The organism is Microbacterium sp. T3-8 (genome assembly GCF_055398145.1).
On the sequence record NZ_AP027918.1, the window covers coordinates 2542398 to 2558040 of the forward strand.

General features: G+C 68.9%; 19 protein-coding genes. 5 read left to right on the forward strand and 14 right to left on the reverse strand.

What is annotated here, in order from left to right; all coding sequences use genetic code 11:
* Positions 1–2: 2 nt before the first annotated feature.
* Both ACZ5Y9_RS12145 and ACZ5Y9_RS12150 read right to left on the reverse strand, forming a co-directional pair.
* Complete coding sequence (locus ACZ5Y9_RS12145; RefSeq protein WP_247625343.1) at positions 3–674, reverse strand: response regulator transcription factor; 672 nt, start codon at positions 672–674, stop codon at positions 3–5.
* Between the two features lie 52 nt (positions 675–726).
* Positions 727–1539 (reverse strand): TrmH family RNA methyltransferase, encoded by an 813-nt coding sequence (locus tag ACZ5Y9_RS12150; protein ID WP_247625342.1) that lies wholly within the window; start codon positions 1537–1539, stop codon positions 727–729.
* A 233-nt stretch (positions 1540–1772) separates the two neighbouring features.
* On the opposite strand from ACZ5Y9_RS12150, the gene ACZ5Y9_RS12155 reads away from it, so the two are divergent.
* A complete protein-coding gene (locus ACZ5Y9_RS12155) occupies positions 1773–2075 on the forward strand; it encodes a ribosomal maturation YjgA family protein (protein WP_464471446.1) in 303 nt (100 codons plus the stop codon).
* Between the two features lie 12 nt (positions 2076–2087).
* Here ACZ5Y9_RS12155 and rplT read toward each other — a convergent pair whose 3' ends face one another.
* The 3 genes from rplT to infC all read right to left on the reverse strand — a co-directional run bounded on the left by rplT (position 2088) and on the right by infC (position 3418).
* Positions 2088–2474: a 50S ribosomal protein L20 gene (gene rplT, locus ACZ5Y9_RS12160; protein ID WP_045252681.1), complete on the reverse strand. Its 387-nt coding sequence runs from the start codon at positions 2472–2474 to the stop codon at positions 2088–2090.
* 31 nt (positions 2475–2505) lie between these two features.
* Positions 2506–2700 (reverse strand): 50S ribosomal protein L35, encoded by a 195-nt coding sequence (gene rpmI / locus ACZ5Y9_RS12165; protein ID WP_247625340.1) that lies wholly within the window; start codon positions 2698–2700, stop codon positions 2506–2508.
* Between the two features lie 73 nt (positions 2701–2773).
* Positions 2774–3418 (reverse strand): translation initiation factor IF-3, encoded by a 645-nt coding sequence (gene infC / locus ACZ5Y9_RS12170; protein WP_308194271.1) that lies wholly within the window; start codon positions 3416–3418, stop codon positions 2774–2776.
* A gap of 230 nt (positions 3419–3648) precedes the next feature.
* On the opposite strand from infC, the gene ACZ5Y9_RS12175 reads away from it, so the two are divergent.
* Positions 3649–4047: a DUF1844 domain-containing protein gene (locus ACZ5Y9_RS12175; RefSeq protein ID WP_247625339.1), complete on the forward strand. Its 399-nt coding sequence runs from the start codon at positions 3649–3651 to the stop codon at positions 4045–4047.
* Positions 4048–4220: 173 nt separating this feature from the next.
* On the opposite strand, the gene ACZ5Y9_RS12180 is transcribed toward ACZ5Y9_RS12175, so the two are convergent.
* From ACZ5Y9_RS12180 to ACZ5Y9_RS12205, 6 genes are all read right to left on the reverse strand, one after another.
* Positions 4221–5048, reverse strand: a complete 828-nt coding sequence (locus ACZ5Y9_RS12180; protein WP_336641897.1) for an SseB family protein — start codon at positions 5046–5048, stop codon at positions 4221–4223.
* Positions 5032–5778, reverse strand: coding sequence for a bifunctional 1-(5-phosphoribosyl)-5-((5-phosphoribosylamino)methylideneamino)imidazole-4-carboxamide isomerase/phosphoribosylanthranilate isomerase PriA (gene priA, locus ACZ5Y9_RS12185; RefSeq protein WP_247634394.1), 747 nt, complete (start codon positions 5776–5778; stop codon positions 5032–5034). The genes ACZ5Y9_RS12180 and priA overlap by 17 nt, the downstream gene beginning before the upstream one ends.
* Positions 5779–5880: 102 nt before the next feature.
* Positions 5881–6516, reverse strand: a complete 636-nt coding sequence (gene hisH, locus ACZ5Y9_RS12190; RefSeq protein WP_464471447.1) for an imidazole glycerol phosphate synthase subunit HisH — start codon at positions 6514–6516, stop codon at positions 5881–5883.
* On the reverse strand, positions 6513–7130 hold the full coding sequence (gene hisB / locus ACZ5Y9_RS12195) for an imidazoleglycerol-phosphate dehydratase HisB (RefSeq protein ID WP_247625335.1): 618 nt from the start codon (positions 7128–7130) through the stop codon (positions 6513–6515). Before hisB ends, hisH begins: the two co-directional genes overlap by 4 nt.
* Positions 7127–8212 (reverse strand): histidinol-phosphate transaminase, encoded by a 1086-nt coding sequence (locus ACZ5Y9_RS12200; RefSeq protein WP_464471448.1) that lies wholly within the window; start codon positions 8210–8212, stop codon positions 7127–7129. The genes hisB and ACZ5Y9_RS12200 overlap by 4 nt, the downstream gene beginning before the upstream one ends.
* A 77-nt stretch (positions 8213–8289) precedes the next feature.
* Positions 8290–8652, reverse strand: a complete 363-nt coding sequence (locus ACZ5Y9_RS12205) for a LysM peptidoglycan-binding domain-containing protein (RefSeq protein WP_464471449.1) — start codon at positions 8650–8652, stop codon at positions 8290–8292.
* Positions 8653–8961: 309 nt separating this feature from the next.
* Here ACZ5Y9_RS12205 and lexA point away from each other — a divergent pair, with 309 nt between their 5' ends.
* Together lexA and ACZ5Y9_RS12215 are read left to right on the forward strand one after the other, a co-directional pair.
* Positions 8962–9648, forward strand: coding sequence for a transcriptional repressor LexA (gene lexA, locus ACZ5Y9_RS12210; RefSeq protein ID WP_247625332.1), 687 nt, complete (start codon positions 8962–8964; stop codon positions 9646–9648).
* A 47-nt stretch (positions 9649–9695) separates the two neighbouring features.
* A complete protein-coding gene (locus ACZ5Y9_RS12215; protein ID WP_464471450.1) occupies positions 9696–11561 on the forward strand; it encodes a S9 family peptidase in 1866 nt (621 codons plus the stop codon).
* Between the two features lie 7 nt (positions 11562–11568).
* Here ACZ5Y9_RS12215 and smpB read toward each other — a convergent pair whose 3' ends face one another.
* The 3 genes from smpB to ftsE all read right to left on the reverse strand — a co-directional run bounded on the left by smpB (position 11569) and on the right by ftsE (position 14164).
* The gene (gene smpB, locus ACZ5Y9_RS12220; RefSeq protein ID WP_247956542.1) at positions 11569–12045 is read right to left on the reverse strand and encodes an SsrA-binding protein SmpB; all 477 of its coding nucleotides are present in this window, start codon (positions 12043–12045) and stop codon (positions 11569–11571) included.
* 95 nt (positions 12046–12140) lie between these two features.
* Positions 12141–13055 (reverse strand): permease-like cell division protein FtsX, encoded by a 915-nt coding sequence (gene ftsX / locus ACZ5Y9_RS12225; RefSeq protein ID WP_247625329.1) that lies wholly within the window; start codon positions 13053–13055, stop codon positions 12141–12143.
* Positions 13052–14164 (reverse strand): cell division ATP-binding protein FtsE, encoded by a 1113-nt coding sequence (ftsE, locus tag ACZ5Y9_RS12230; protein ID WP_247625328.1) that lies wholly within the window; start codon positions 14162–14164, stop codon positions 13052–13054. The genes ftsX and ftsE overlap by 4 nt, the downstream gene beginning before the upstream one ends.
* Positions 14165–14338: 174 nt before the next feature.
* Here ftsE and ACZ5Y9_RS12235 point away from each other — a divergent pair, with 174 nt between their 5' ends.
* On the forward strand, positions 14339–15616 hold the full coding sequence (locus ACZ5Y9_RS12235; protein ID WP_464471451.1) for a DUF2510 domain-containing protein: 1278 nt from the start codon (positions 14339–14341) through the stop codon (positions 15614–15616).
* Positions 15617–15643: the final 27 nt, after the last annotated feature.

Here is a 15643-nt window from a genome sequence, read left to right on the forward strand (position 1 = left end):
GGCTACGACCCCACGAGTCGATAGCCGACGCCACGCACCGTCTCGATCACCCGGTGCGAGCCCGTCTTCTTACGGATGGCTCCGACGTGCACCTCGAGCGAGTGACCGAAGCCGCGCCAATCGGTGTTCCACACCTCGCGAATGAGTCGATCCTTCGGAACGGCGACTCCGGGATAGCGCGCGAGCACCGCGACGATGTCGAACTCCTTGGGCGTGAGATCGACCGCCTGGTCGTCGACCCGGAGCTGCCGTGCCACGAGATCGATCGCGACAGCACCGCCGTGGATCGTGACCACACCGTCGGACTCGGGGCGCACCGCTCGCGAGCGCCGTGTCACCGCCTCGATCCGGGCGAGGAGCTCGTGCACGTCGTACGGCTTCACCACGAAGTCGTCGGCGCCGGCACGCAGCCCCTTGATGCGCTCGGTGACCTGGCTGCGCGCCGTCACGACGACGATCGGCACGTCGGAGCGGCCACGGATACGGCGGCACAGATCGATGCCGTCGACGTCGGGCAGACCGAGATCGAGGAGGACGACCTCGGTGTCCGCCCCCAGGAGATCCATCGCCGCGGCGCCGTCGGACGCCCTCACGGTCGCATACCCCGAACGGGCGAGGAAGGCGTCGAGCGCCGCGGCGACGCGATCGTCGTCTTCCACGATCAGTATCCGCATGCGCTCCCCTCCTCTCTCCGTCGGCGGTGACGGACGGGCAGGAGCAAAAGTATCAGCCGACCGTCGCGGCGCGCTGCGCGAACGCGCTCTCGTACAGGCACACGCTCGCGGCGGTCGCCAGGTTCAGCGACTCCGCCTTGCCGAAGATCGGGAGGCGCAGAACGCGATCGGCCAGCGCCAGAGCGTCGTCCTCCAGGCCTCGCGCCTCGTTTCCGAACAGCCACCCGGTCGGCTCGGCGAGCACGCCCTCGGCGCGCGCGGAGAGCAGGTCGTCACCCTTCACATCCGCGGCGAGGATGCGCAGACCGGCTTCGTGCGCGCGGGTGATGACGTCTTCGAGTTCCCCGCCGACCGAGACCGGGAGGTGGAACAGCGATCCCGTCGTGGCGCGCACGACTTTGGGGTTGTACGGATCGACCGTGCGTCCGGTGAGGACGACGGCATCCGCTCCCGCCGCATCCGCCGCGCGGATGATCGTCCCGAGGTTGCCGGGATCGCGCACCTCCTGACAGATCGCGACCAGGCGCGGGGATGCCGCGAAGACGTCGCGCACGGACGTCGGCGTCTGCCGAACGACGGCCACGAGCCCCTGCGGAGTGACCGTATCGGCCATCGCGTTCAGGACGTACTCGGTGACGTGCTCGACATCGATGCCGGCATCTGCGGCCTGAGCCCGGATGTCGGGATGCCTCTCCCACCCGGTCGGGGTCGCGAAGAGCTCGACGATCGCTTCGGGACGGTAGGTCAGAGCCTCTCGGACGGCCTGCGGCCCTTCGAGGAGGAAAAGCCCGGTCTCGGTTCGTGCGCTTCGCTTCGTCAGCTTGGCGACGGCTCGGACTCGGGGGGAGCGGGGGTTCTCCAGCACGATCACAGTCTAGGGAACACCTTCCCCGCGCCGAGCCATTGACGCAGGCGCAGTTCCAGGTTCGATCGATAGGGTGCGGGCGTGACAACCGACAGCCCATCGTCCCCGCGAGCGAGGCGACGCCGACGGATCGGTTGCGCTGCAGCGGCTGCGGGCGTCATCGGCGCAGGCCTCCTCGTCCACGGTCTCGTCGAGGGGCCGGCCGGGGACATCGCCGGGACGCCCTCTGCGCCGTGCTGATCTACGCGCTCATCGCCTGCGCACTCCCCCGTGCGCGCTCCGGCGCGATCGCGGTGTCGGCCGCCCTCGTGTGCGCTGCCGTCGAGTTCGCCCAACTCACCGGCATCCCGCACGCCCTGGGCCAGGCGTTCCCACCCGTGCACCTGGTGCTGGGTTCGGGATTCGATCCCCGGGATCTAGTCGTCTACGTCTGCGCCGTCGCGGTGGCCGCTGCGCTCGACGCCGGCGTGCGCTCCAGGTGGACAGCGCGTCCGGAGAAAGCAGAAGGCGCCCTCCCGGAGGAGAGCGCCTTCTGAAGAGATCGCTGCTTACGCAGCCGACTTCGGAGCGTTGACGTCGGAAGGCAGAGCCTTCTTGGCCGTCTCGACGAGAGTCGTGAACGTCGCTGCGTCGTTGACCGCGAGGTCGGCGAGCATACGACGGTCGACCGTCACACCCGCGAGGCCGAGGCCCTGGATGAAGCGGTTGTACGTGATGCCGTTCTGGCGTGCCGCAGCGTTGATGCGCTGGATCCAGAGGCGACGGAAGTCACCCTTGCGCTTGCGACGGTCCCGGTACGAGTAGACCAGGGAGTGGATGACCTGCTCCTTGGCCTTCCGGTAGAGGCGCGAACGCTGGCCGCGGTAACCGGAGGCGCGCTCGAGGATGACCCGGCGCTTCTTGTGAGCGTTTACCGCCCGCTTGACTCTTGCCATTTTCCTGTATTCCTATCGTGCGTTCGGCGCGTCAGCGACCGAGAAGCTTGTTCGCGACCTTGGCGTCTGCCTTCGACAGAACCTGGTCCTGGTTGAGGCGACGGGTGCGACGGCTCGACTTGTGCTCGAGGTTGTGACGCATGCCAGCCTGCTGCTTCTTCAGCTTTCCGCTGCCGGTGATCTTGAAGCGCTTCTTCGCACCCGAATGGGTCTTCTGCTTCGGCATCTTCTCTTCCTTCGTATGGCGCCTTCTCAGGCGACGGTGTCAACCCGCGGTGCGGGAGTGTGTGGGGCGGGTGTCACTCCGCGGCGGCTTCGGCCGGAGCCTCGGCCTTCGCCTCGCGGGCAGCCTGCTTGTTGGCGGCGCGCTGCGCGTCGCGAACGGCGTTCTGCTCCTGCTTGGCCTCGGACTTGCTCTTCAGCGGAGCCACGACCATCACCATGTTGCGACCGTCGATCGTCGGGTTCGACTCGACGGTTCCGAGCTCCGCGACGTCCTCGGCGAACTTGCGCAGCAGACGCACACCCTGCTCGGGACGCGACTGCTCGCGGCCGCGGAACAGGATCATGGCCTTGACCTTGTCGCCGGCCTTCAGGAAGCCCTCGGCACGCTTGAGCTTGGTCGTGTAGTCGTGCGCCTCGATCTTCAGGCGGAAGCGGACCTCCTTGAGAACGGTGTTCGCCTGGTTGCGGCGAGCTTCCTTCTCCTTCTGGGCGGCTTCGTACTTGAACTTGCCGTAGTCCATGATCTTGACCACGGGCGGCTTCGAGTTGGGTGCGACCTCGACGAGGTCGAGGTCGGCTTCCTGCGCAAGGCGCAGCGCCGCCTCGATGCGGACGACGCCGATCTGCTCACCCGCGGGGCCGACGAGGCGGACCTCGGGGACGCGGATGCGCTCATTGGTGCGGGGATCGCTGATGCGGAACTCCTTAGACGATGGGATTCGGCCACCGGGATGCTGTCAGCATTCCGGGCGAAATCAGAATCGTCCCCACCCACCGGCCTTCAGAAGCCGGCTTCGCACCCTGACGACCGCCCCGCTCTGCGAGCGGATCCGGTGGAGTGCAAGACCCGGTAGCCTGGAACGGCAAGCGCGGGTGGGAAGTGAATCCTCTTTCGTGCCGGAGCATGACGCTCCGGAGCCCGACAAAGTCTAACAGAAGGCAAGGCGAAGTGACGAACCAGGCATCCAACGAGGCTGACCGCGAGCGCGAAGCGCGCTGGGCACGGCAGGAGGAGGCCGCGTCGTCCGCAACGCGCGACATCGCCGACGTCCCCGCCGTCGAGGTCATCACCACCGCCGCCGTGCACCTCATGAGCGCGGCCGCCGTCAAGCTCGGTCTCGCCGACGACCCGAACGCGCAGGATCAGCTCGACCTCGACGAGGCGCGCAAGCTCATCAACTCCCTCGCAGGACTCATCACCGCCGGTGCCCCCGAGATCAGCGACATGCACGCGCGCTCCCTGCGCGACGGATTGCGCTCGCTCCAGCTCGCCTTCCGTGAGGCTTCCGTCATCCCCGACCCGATCGGCAAGGGGCCGGGAGAGAAGTGGACCGGGCCGGTCAACTAGTTTCTCCGGGGATGCATGACCTCGGGGGCGAGCTGCGCGATGCTGCCCTCTCTCGCAGAACGGGGACCCTCCCGCTTCGCGGGCCCCTCCCGATGCTCGTTCGGGCAGCATCGCTCCGCCCGCACTCATCGTCGAACCGAAAGCAGTCGATGCCGTGAGCGAAGCAGCGACGGTCAGGCGCTGCGGCGGAGTTTGACGGTGAGGGAGTCCGCGAGGACGGCGATACGGTCGTCGGACGACCACCGCTGAGCGAGGCGGGCGAGCACCGCGTCGAGGACCTCTCGCTCGAGTCCGTCGACGAGTTCGAGGATCACGATCAGTTCGGGACCCCGCAGACGAGCATCCGGATCCCCCGCGGCCACGGCCACGTCGATCACCGCGAGCTCCTGCGCGACGCTCGCCTGCAGGGCGGCGAACACCTCGGGCGAGAGGAAGCTCGGTTCCCACGCGTGCTCCTGCGCGATCGCCCACACCGCGGGGCGGCGGATCACGAACTCGGTCTCCGACGTCGGGTCGAGCACGATCAGATCGGTGTCGTCGGCGGATGCCGCGAGAGCCGCGCGAACGGCCTCGACGGGGATGGGTCGCGCCGACGCGTCCCATCGCTGCATCGCCTCCACCGAGGAGAACACGGGTTGCACGCGACGCCCGTCCGGTGCCGCGACCGTCACGATCGAGAGCTCCTGCGTCTTGTCGACGGCGAGTCCGCTCGGGGCGACGCCCTCCTCGCCCTTCTCGGCGACGAGCGGGATGAGCACACGCGCATGGCGGAAGGCGTCCACGACCTCCACCTGGCTACCGGAACCCGCGCGGAAACTCAGCAGCGCGGCGAGCAGGGCGGGATCGGCGGAGCCGTCATCGGCGGCGTGCTGGTTCGCCTCGAAACTGCGCCCCTCCCACGGAACGCCGGCGGAGTCGCCACGGTTCGCCGCACCCGCGTGGTCGTGGGAACCGTGACCGTGCGGGCCGTGACCGCAGGAGTCGTCAGTCGCCGGCGACATCCAGCGCCTCAGCAAGGGTGAACGCCCCGGCGTACAGGGCCTTGCCCACGATGGCGCCCTCGACTCCGAGCGGCACCAACTCGCGCAGCGCGGCGATGTCGTCGAGGCTCGAGATGCCGCCCGAGGCGACGACGGGCTTGGGCGTACGGGCGGTGACCTCGCGCAGGAGCTCCAGGTTAGGGCCGCGCAGCGTGCCGTCCTTCGTCACATCGGTGAGCACGTAACGGCTGCAGCCCGCGTCCTCCAGGCGGTCGAGCACCTCCCAGAGGTCGCCGCCCTCCTTCGTCCACCCACGCGCTGCGAGGGTCGTGCCGCGGACGTCCAGACCGACGGCGATCGCTTCGCCGTAACGGCCGATCACGTCGGCCGCCCACTCCGGGTTCTCCAGGGCGGCGGTGCCGAGGTTGATGCGGGTCGCTCCGCTCTCGAGAGCCGCTTCGAGCGTCGCATCGTCGCGGATTCCACCCGAGAGTTCGATGTTCACGCCTCGGTACTGCTTGATGACCTTGCGCAGGATCGGCGCGTTGCTCCCCCGACCGAACGCCGCATCGAGATCGACGAGATGGATCCACTGAGCGCCCTGCGAGACCCATTCGCCGGCGGCATCCAGCGGATCTCCGTAGCTGGTCTCCGTGCCGGCCTCGCCCTGCGTGAGGCGCACGGCCTTGCCACCGGCGACATCGACCGCGGGGAGCAGCGTGAGAGAGGGAGACTGTGCGAAGTCGTTCATGACGTCCTTGGTGTGGGGGCTCGGCGCCCGCTGCGGGCACGAGATTCGAGGGTACTCTGCGGCCGCTCGGGCCTCAAAATGCATGACGCCGGGCGGCGCCTCTCAGAGGCTCCGGGTCCAGTTGCGCAGGAGACGGATGCCCGCGTCCCCCGACTTCTCCGGGTGGAACTGCGTCGCGGTGAGCGGGCCGTTCTCGACCGCGGCCAGGAAGGGATCACCGTAGGTCGTCCAGGTGAGAACGGGCTGCGGGAACGGCGGGATGACGTCGAGTTCCCAGGTCTGAGCCGCGTACGAGTGCACGAAGTAGAAGCGTTCGTCCTCGATGCCGTCGAACAGGATGCTGTCGGGCCCCGGGGACACCGTGTTCCACCCCATGTGCGGCAGGACCGAGGCGTTGAGCTCGGTGACCGCTCCCGGCCACTCCCCCAGTCCCTCGGTGTCCTGCCCGCGTTCGACACCGCGTTCGAAGAGCACCTGCATCCCGACGCAGATCCCCATGACCGGGCGTCCACCCGCGAGCCGACGATCGATGATGTCGTCTCCGCCGTGCGCCCGCAGGGCGTCACGGACCGCGGCGAACGCGCCGACGCCAGGCACGAGCAGTCCATCGGCTTCGAGCGCCTCGGTGCGATCGCGAGTGAGGACGGCATCCGCTCCGGCGGCGACCAGCGCCTTCACCGCGGAGTGCACGTTGCCGGACTCGTAGTCGAAGACGGCGACCCGGGGCGTGCGGGTCACAGCGCGCCCTTGGTCGACGGGATGCCGTCGACCAGCGGGTCGAGGGCCTTGGCCTGCCGGAAAGCGCGCGCGAAGGCCTTGTACTCCGCTTCGGCGATGTGGTGCGGGTCGCGACCACCCAGCACGCGCACGTGAACGGTGAGCGCCGCGTTGAAGGCGATCGCCTCGAAGGTGTGCCGGACGAGCGAGCCCGTGAAGTGGCCGCCGATGAGGTGCTGCTCGAAGCCCGCGGGCTCGCCCTCGTGCACGAGGTACGGACGGCCGGAGATGTCGACGACGGCCTGGGCGAGCGCCTCGTCGAGCGGCACGAGCGCATCGCCGTAGCGCGAGATCCCCGCCTTGTCACCGAGCGCCTCACCGATCGCCTGGCCGAGCACGATCGAGATGTCCTCCACGGTGTGGTGCGCATCGATGTGGGTGTCGCCCGAAGCGCGCACCGTGAGATCGGTGAGCGAGTGCTTGGCGAAAGCCGTGAGCATGTGGTCGAAGAACGGAACGGAGGTGTCGATGCGGCTGGCGCCGGTGCCATCGAGGTTCAGCTCGAGCTCGACGGTGGACTCCGACGTGCTGCGCACGCGGCGCGCGGTGCGCGGGGCCGGGGTGGGGGTGCTCATGAGGCCGATTCTATCGAGGCCAGCGCATCGAGGAACGCCGTGGTCTCGGCCTCGGTGCCCGCGGTGACGCGCAGGTGGCCGGGGATCCCGACGTCTCGGACGAGCACGCCCTGCTCGTAGAGACGCTGCCACGTGACCTTCGGATCGGAGACGCCGCCGAACAGCACGAAGTTGGACCAGGACTCGTGAGGCGTGTATCCGAGCGCCTCGAGCGTCGCTGTGATGCGATCGCGCTGCGCGACGATCTCCTCGACCATGCCCAGCATGACGTCGGAGTTGCGCAGCGCGGCGACCGCGGCCGCCTGGGTGAGCGCGCTCAGGTGGTACGGCAATCGCACGAGACGCAGGGCGTCGATGAACGCGGGATCGGCGGCCAGGTATCCCACCCGCGCTCCGGCGAAGGCGAAGGCCTTGCTCATCGTGCGCGACACCGCGAGCCGCGGGCGTCCCTCCAGCAGCGTGAGCGCCGAGGGTGCGTCGTGCGGAGCGAACTCCTGATAGGCCTCGTCGACCACGACCACACCGCGCGCGGCGGCATAGACGGCCTCGATGACGTCGAGTCCGAGCGGCGTCCCCGTCGGATTGTTCGGCGAGCACAGGAGCACCACGTCGGGATCGACCTGCTCGATCTGAGCGACCGCCTCTTCCGGGGTGATCGTGTAGTCGGGTTGGCGCTCCCCCGCCACCCAGCTCGCGCCCGTCCCCTGGGCCAGCAGGGGGTACATCGAGTAGGTCGGGGCGAAGCCGAAGACCGTCCGCCCCGGGCCGGCGAAAGCCTGGAGGATGTGCTGGAGCACCTCGTTCGAGCCGTTGCCCGCCCAGATCTGCGAGGCGTCGAGGCCGTGACCGAGGTACTGCGCGAAGCCCTCACGGAGAGCCGTGAACTCGCGGTCGGGGTAGCGATTCACGTCGCGGAGCGCGACCGCGATGTCGTCGAGGATGTCGCTCGCCACGGCATCCGGTACGGGATGCGTGTTCTCGTTGACGTTCAGAGCGATCGGGAGCGGCGCCTGAGGTGCCCCATACGGGGTGAGCCCTCGGAGATCGTCGCGGAGAGGGAGATCATCGAGCGAAGAAGTCACCACTCCATGCTAGGCCGCACGGCCGGGGCCGCTCTCCGCGTTACCGCCTTTTGCGGTGGGGACGACGGCCGGACGAGTCAGCTCGCGTACTCCGCGGGGATCGACAGCTCCTGGCCGATCTGCAGCACGCCGCCCTGCAGCATGTTGAGACGAGTGATCTCGCCGATCACCTCGCGCGGGTCGGACTCGGGCGAGACCTCGGCCGCGATCGACCACAGCGTGTCGCCGGGCATCACGGTGACCGTCTCGAACGTCACCGTGCCGACCCCCTCGCCGGTCGCCAGCGCGCTGCCGCCGCTGAGCGCGGCGAAGGCGATGCCGACTGCGAGAGGAAGCGCAGCCAGAGCGAGCAGCACACGACGACCGCGCGCCGTCAGCCGGAGACGCGTCGCCGGGCGGACCGGACGGACGGCTGCGGTGCTGAAGGTGATGCTGCTCATGTCGTTCTCCTCTGCCTTGCTCCGGTGAACCGGAGGTCTGTCATCACCCGCGAGCGATGACCACGTTGGCGTAGCGTTCGCATCCGCCTCTCGGCCGGGAGGGGCGAGTGCGAAGCTACGTTCCGAAGGTATCTTCGAATTCGAATATCTGTCAAGCTTTCTTCGAAATCACGTTCGCGATTTCACCGACACGCTCGAACAGATCTTCCACATCCGCGCTTTTCTCGGATACGGTTTCGATACCAACACCGAACCACGGGCCTCCGACATTCGAAGAAGGACGCCGGAATCGCGCACCGAAGGAGCATCATGAGCGAGATCACCGCCCCCGATCCCGAGGCACCGCGCACACGCCGTCGGAAGAGCCTGAGCCCCAAGCAGATGGCCATTCTCGAGGTGATCCAGGCGTCGATCGCCCAGCAGGGGTATCCGCCGAGCATGCGCGAGATCGGCGACGCCGTCGGGCTCAAGTCGCTCTCGAGCGTGACCCACCAACTCGGCCAGCTCGAGCTCAGCGGCTACCTGCGTCGCGATCCCGGCAAGACGCGTGCGATGGAGGTCCTGATCGATCTCCCCGGCACGAGCACCGAGAACCCCGCCGATGTCGCCACTCCCGTGGGCGACGCTGCTCTGGTGCCCCTCGTCGGTCGCATCGCCGCCGGCGTCCCGATCACGGCCGACCAACACGTCGAGGAGATCTTCCCCCTGCCGCGACAGCTCGTCGGCAAGGGCGACCTGTTCATGCTCAAGGTCTCGGGCGAGTCCATGATCGACGCGGCGATCTGCGACGGCGACTGGGTCGTCGTCCGCTCCCAGCACACCGCCGAGAACGGCGAGATCGTGGCGGCGATGCTCGACGGCGAGGCGACGGTCAAGACCTTCCGGCGCCGCGACGGCCACACCTGGCTGCTTCCGCGCAACTCGGCGTTCGAACCGATCCTCGGCGACGAAGCCGTCGTCCTCGGAAAGGTCGTCGCCGTCCTCCGCGCGGTCTGACGCATACCCGGGCCCGGCGCGCTCGCGTCGACGCATAGGCTCGAAGCATGTCGTCACCGTACGGTTCCTGGTCCTCGCCCTTCACCCCGGCATCCGTCGCCGCGGCCTCCCCGCGCCTCGACGGAGCACGATTCGTCGGCGAGGAGATCTGGTGGGCGGAGTCCGTGCCCGCCGAGGGCGGTCGCATGACGGTGCGCTCATCGCTCGGACATGAGGTGCTCCCGGCCCCCTGGAGCGCTCGATCGCGCGTGCACGAGTACGGCGGTGGAGCATGGACGGCGGACGCCGATGGCACCCTCTTCTTCGTCCAGGCCGACGATCAGCGCGTCTACCGGCTCGGTCGCGGCACGGAGCCTGTCGCTCTCACTCCTCCGGGCCCCGCCCACGGCGGGCTGCGTGTGCAGGGCAGCCGCCTTCTCGCCGTCCGCGAGGATCTGACCTCGACGGAGCACCGTCGGGCGATCGTCGAGATCCCGACCGACGGATCTGCCGCGGAGTCCCCGTCCGCCGTCATCGTGCACGCCGAGAGCGGCGCCTTCTACGCCCATCCCTCCCTCTCCCCCGACGGCACGAAACTGGCCTGGGTCGAATGGTCGGGCGAGCGGATGCCGTGGGACGAAGCGCACCTGCGTCTGCGTGACCTGCGCTCCGGCGAGACGGGCTCGGTGTCCACGCGTGCGGCCCTGCAGCCGGAGTGGACATCCGAGAACGAACTCCTCTTCGCGGACGACCGCGACGGGCGCTGGGCCGTGCACCGTGTCACCGTCGACGGGATCGCCCCCACGGCCGCGCCGGCCCCTCTCACCTCCGCCGACGCCGACACCGGCTACGGACTGTGGGTGCTCGGCAATCGCTGGTTCCAGCCTCTCGATGACGGGCGCCTCGTGGCCGTGCGCACGAACGGCCGCGACGAGATCGTCGTCCTCTCCGGCGACGGTTCCGAGCGACGCGTCGAGGTGCCGTGCGACGGGCACGTGAGCATCGATGACGTCGTCGGCTCGCTCGTCCTGCTCTCGGGGAACGGATCGGGCGTCACCTCCGGGGTGTGGTGCGCCGATCTCGACACGGGTGCCGTCGTCGCGGTCCGCGGAGGCGAGGCCGTCGATCCCGCGTGGATGCCGCCGCCCCTCGCTCTCACCTTCGACGGCCGTCACGGCCCGGTGCACGCCTACGCGTATCCGCCCGCGAACCCGGGTGCTGCGGCATCTGCCGACGAACTCCCGCCGTACCTGGTGCTGGTGCACGGCGGCCCGACCGCTCACGTCACCGGGGCGACCTCGGCGGCGCTCGCGTTCTACACGAGCCGCGGGATCGGGGTGCTCGACGTCAACTACGGCGGGTCGACCGGCTATGGACGCGCCTATCGCGAGCGGCTCGACCGCCAGTGGGGCATCGTCGACGTCGACGACGTTATCGCTGCGGCGCACGGCCTCGCGGCGGCGGGCCTCGCGGACCCGACGCGCATCGCGATCCGCGGAGGCTCGGCCGGTGGTTGGACGGTCCTCTCCGCGCTCGTGCGCGGGGGCGCGTTCGCGGCGGGCATCTCGCGCTACGGCGTCTCCGACCTCAGGATGCTCGTCGCCGACTCCCACGACTTCGAGAAGCACTACATCGACGGCCTGGTCGGTCCGCTCCCGGCATCCGAGGAGCTGTACATCGAACGCTCGCCCCTGACGCACGCCGACCGGATCGACGTTCCGGTGCTCCTGCTCCAGGGAGCCGATGACATCGTGGTGCCTCCGTCGCAGTCCGAGGCGATCCGCGATGCGCTCGCCCGACGGGGCGTCGATCACGAGTACGTGCTCTACCCCGGAGAGGGGCACGGCTTCCGGCGCGCGGAGACGGTCGTCGATGCCCTCGAACGCGAACTCGCGTTCCTGGGTCGGGCGTTCGGCTTCACGCCGTCGCCGTGACCTGCGGCTATTCGCCGACGCGGTTGCGCAGTCGCATCGCGCGTTCCGCTTCGCGCGTGTCCTGACGCTCACGGAGCGTCTGGCGCTTGTCGTACTCGCGCTTGCCCTTGGCGAGTGCGATCTCGACCTTGGCGCGACCGTCGGAGAAGTACAGCTTGAGCGGGATCAGCGTATAACCGCCCGCGGAGACCGCGTGGGCGATCTTCGCGATCTCCTCGCGGTGCAGCAGCAGCTTGCGGATGCGCTTGGCCGAATGGTTCGTCCAGTGCCCCTGCGAGTACTCGGGGATGTGCACGGAGTCGAGGAAGACCTCGTTGCCCTTGACGAACGCGTAACCGTCCGAGAGGTTCGCACGCCCCTGGCGCAGTGACTTGACTTCGGTGCCGGTGAGCACCATCCCTGCCTCGTACGACTTCTCGATGTTGTAGTCGTGACGTGCGCGACGATTGGTCGCGATGACCTTCTCCCCGCGTTCCCTGGGCATGATGCTCTCCTGATCCGTGTCGTGCGCTCGCACAACAGCCTTTCAGCATACCTGCGTCACGTGCCTCCGAGCCACTTCCGACCCGGCCGAGATGGTCAGGTGCGCAACCAGCGCCGGATCGCGAAGCCCGCCGAGAGTGCGGCGAGCACGACGCCGATGCCGATCAGCACCGGCACGACCCACGCGGCATCCTGCATTCCGATCCAGGTCGTGATGAAGGGCACGCGTCCCCGCAGGTAGCCGTTCACACCGAAGTGCACGCCCGCGAGGATCGCCGCACTCGCGAGCGCCGATCCCAGCAGGGCGGCGAAGACGCCTTCGAGCACGAACGGCGTCTGGATGAAGCGGTTCGACGCGCCCACCAGGCGCATGATCCCGATCTCCTTGCGCCGCGCGTAGGCCGACAATCGGATGGTCGTGGCGATGAGCAGCGTCGCAGCGATGAGCATGAGCACCGCGATCCCGACGGCCACGTACGTGGCGACCGTGAGCGCCGAGAACAGCGGTTCGAGATATTGCAGCTGATCCTTGACCTGCTCGACGCCGGTCTGACCGCTGAAGGCTTCGGAGAGCACCTGGGACTGCCCCGGATCCTTCATCGTCACGAAGAAGACCTCGAACGCCTGGTCCGGGGTGATCACGCTCGCCTGCTCCTCGCCCACCTGCTCGACGAGCTTGGCGTAGGTGTCTTCCTTCGTGTCGAAGGTCATCGAGCTGATGAGCGGCGCGAGCGCGTCGCCCTCGAGCTGGGCGCGCACCGAGGCGACCTGCTCTTCGCTCGCAGCCCCGTCTACGCAGGTGTCGGACTCCGACACGGCCGAGCACATGTACACGGCGACCTGGGCGCGTTCGCTCCAGTAGCCGCGCATGACGCCGATCTGCGACTGCATCAGGATCGCCGCGCCCACGAAGGTGAGCGAGACGAACGTCACGAGCACGACCGAGATCACCATCGAGATGTTCCGGCGCAGGCCCAGCAGGGCCTCGGTGAGGATCAGTCCGATTCTCATGAGGTCGGACCCACTTCCTCGTCGTCGCCGCTGGAGAGGCCGAGTCTGTCGGCGACGCCGAGCTCGGCGACGTCGACCTCGGGAAGGACGATCGGATGCGTGCGCGGACCGGTGGAGGGAGACGTCGGCGCGGCGTCGGCTTCGGCGCGCGCAGCCTCATCGGCGGCGGGTTCCGCGGGAGCCGCGGCGGGGACCTGGCCCGGAGCCGGAGCGGCTGCCGCGGCGGTGGGAGTCGGCACGGGCGCCGGGGAGGCGGGTGTCGGAGCGGATGCCGCGGCCTTGCGCTGCGCGCTGAGCTCCTCGGTCAGTGCGGCCCGTACGATCGACAGATCAGACGTCTGGCGCTGCACCTCCTGCACCGCCGTGAGCGCAGCCGCGGCGGCGGCGCCGCGCACCTCCTCGGGAACGAGACGCGGGATGTTGGAGGTGTCGCCGTAACCGCCGTGCACCTCGTCGCGCACCATCACGCCGTCGCGGAGCTCGATCACGCGGCGCTTCATCTGATCGACGAAACCGGCCTCGTGCGTGGCCATGAGCACGGTCGTTCCGCCCGCGTTGATACGTGCGAGGAGCTGCATGATGTCGACCGAGGTGGCGGGGTCGAGGTTTCCCGTCGGCTCATCGGCGAGCAGCACCTGGGGGCGATTGACGAGAGCGCGCGCGATCGCGACGCGCTGCTGCTCACCGCCCGAGAGCTCATGCGGCATGCGCTTCTGCTTGCCGTCGAGACCGACCAGCGCCAACGCCTCGGGAACGGCCTGCTGGATGAAGCCCCGCGACGAACCGGTCACCTGGAGGGTGAAGGCGACGTTCTGGTACACCGTCTTCGACGGAAGCAGGCGGAAGTCCTGGAACACCGAGCCGATGTGGCGTCGGAAGTACGGCACCTTGCGGTTCGCGAGCGAACGGAGGTCGCGCCCCATCACCGCGACGCGGCCCGTGGTGGGCACGTCCTCGCGCAGGATGAGCCGCAGGCAGGACGACTTCCCGGAACCCGAGGCACCCACGAGGAAGACGAACTCCCCGCGCTGCACCTCGAAGTCGACTCCGGAGAGGGCGGGCTTGGACGTCCCGCGGTAGCGTTTCGTGACGTTCTCGAACCGAATCATGGCGGTACGAGCCTAAGCGCGCTCCCCTCCCGCGCCGCGCGCGACACCCCGCGCGAGCCGGACGTGCGAGAAGGCGTCGTTCGACATCCGTCTCCGTCGATGTCACGAGCCACTGCTATACATGAAGTGGCAGTCCGCGCCATCCACGCGGACGTGAGATCCGAGGGGGATGCCATGACGACACCTGCAGGCTGGTACGACGACGGTTCCGGGCGTCAGCGCTGGTGGGACGGCGAGCAGTGGACCGAGCACTTCGCTCCCGAGGCGACGGCTCCCGAAGCGAGCGCTCCCGAGACGACCACCGTCTCCGAGCAGCCGACCGCGCAGGTCGCCGAGGAGCCGCTCCCCGTCGTCCCGACCGAGGCCGAGGTGGACGCGACCATCGCGGTCGCCGAAGAGAACGAGCCGTCGGCACATGCAGATGCCGCAGCCGAGGCGCCGGCATCCGACGTCGACCCCGAAGCACCCGCATACGTCGCCCCCGAAGCCCCGGCCTACGTCGCCCCCGAAGCCCCGGCCTACGTGGCTCCCGAGGCGCCCGCGTACGTCGCTCCCGAGGCACCCGCTTACGCAGCGCCGGCCTACGCAGCACCCGGCTATCCGACCACCGCCCCCGGAGGCGCTCCGGCCTACGGCGTCGCTCCGACGGGCGCATACCCCGGCAGCGCTCCCTACGGCGGTGCCCCCGGCGGATACGCCCCGTACCCCGGCTCCCCCGCCGCCGAGCCCCGCCCGATCTCGGTGCTCGGCCTGGTCGGACTCGGTCTCGCCGTGCTGGGAACGATCCTCGTGTGCTTCCTGCTGACCGCGGTCTTCGGCTGGATCCTCCTCTTCGCCGGGCTCGTGGTCTCGATCGTGTCGCTCTTCCTCAAGGGCAAGAAGTGGCCGGGAATCACGGGAATCGGAGTGTCCGTCCTCGGAGGCATCGTCGGCGGCATCATGGCGATCGTGTTCTTCACGTTCGGCATCGCCCAGATCGCCATCGACAGCGCGGAGTCGTACTCGCCCCCGCCCGTGCCGTCGATCGGCACCGACGGCGGAGAGGACTCCGGCGAGATCGTGGAGGGCACGATGGGCTCTCCCGTCACGGTGAACCAGTACTCGGGCGAGAGCGAGGTCACCATCACCGCCGCGTCCTGGGGCACCTCCAACGGCTCCAGCTTCGAGGCCGAGAACGGCGGATATCTCTCGGTCGAGCTCACGTGGGAGGCCATCAGCGGCGACACCTCCGTCAACCCGCTCTACTTCACGGTGGTCGATGCCGACGGCAACGAGGGCACCTACGACTACTTCGGCGACGCCACTCTCGAGTCCGCCCAGCTGGCCCCGGGCGAGACCGCGCAGGGCACGCTGTCGTTCGACGTCGCGCAGAGCGACTCCTACACGATCGTCATCACCGACGAACTGATGCAGGACGTCGCGGAAGTGACCGTCGAGGCCAGCGCCCGCTGACCGCGGAGCGCCGAGACGAAGAGCACC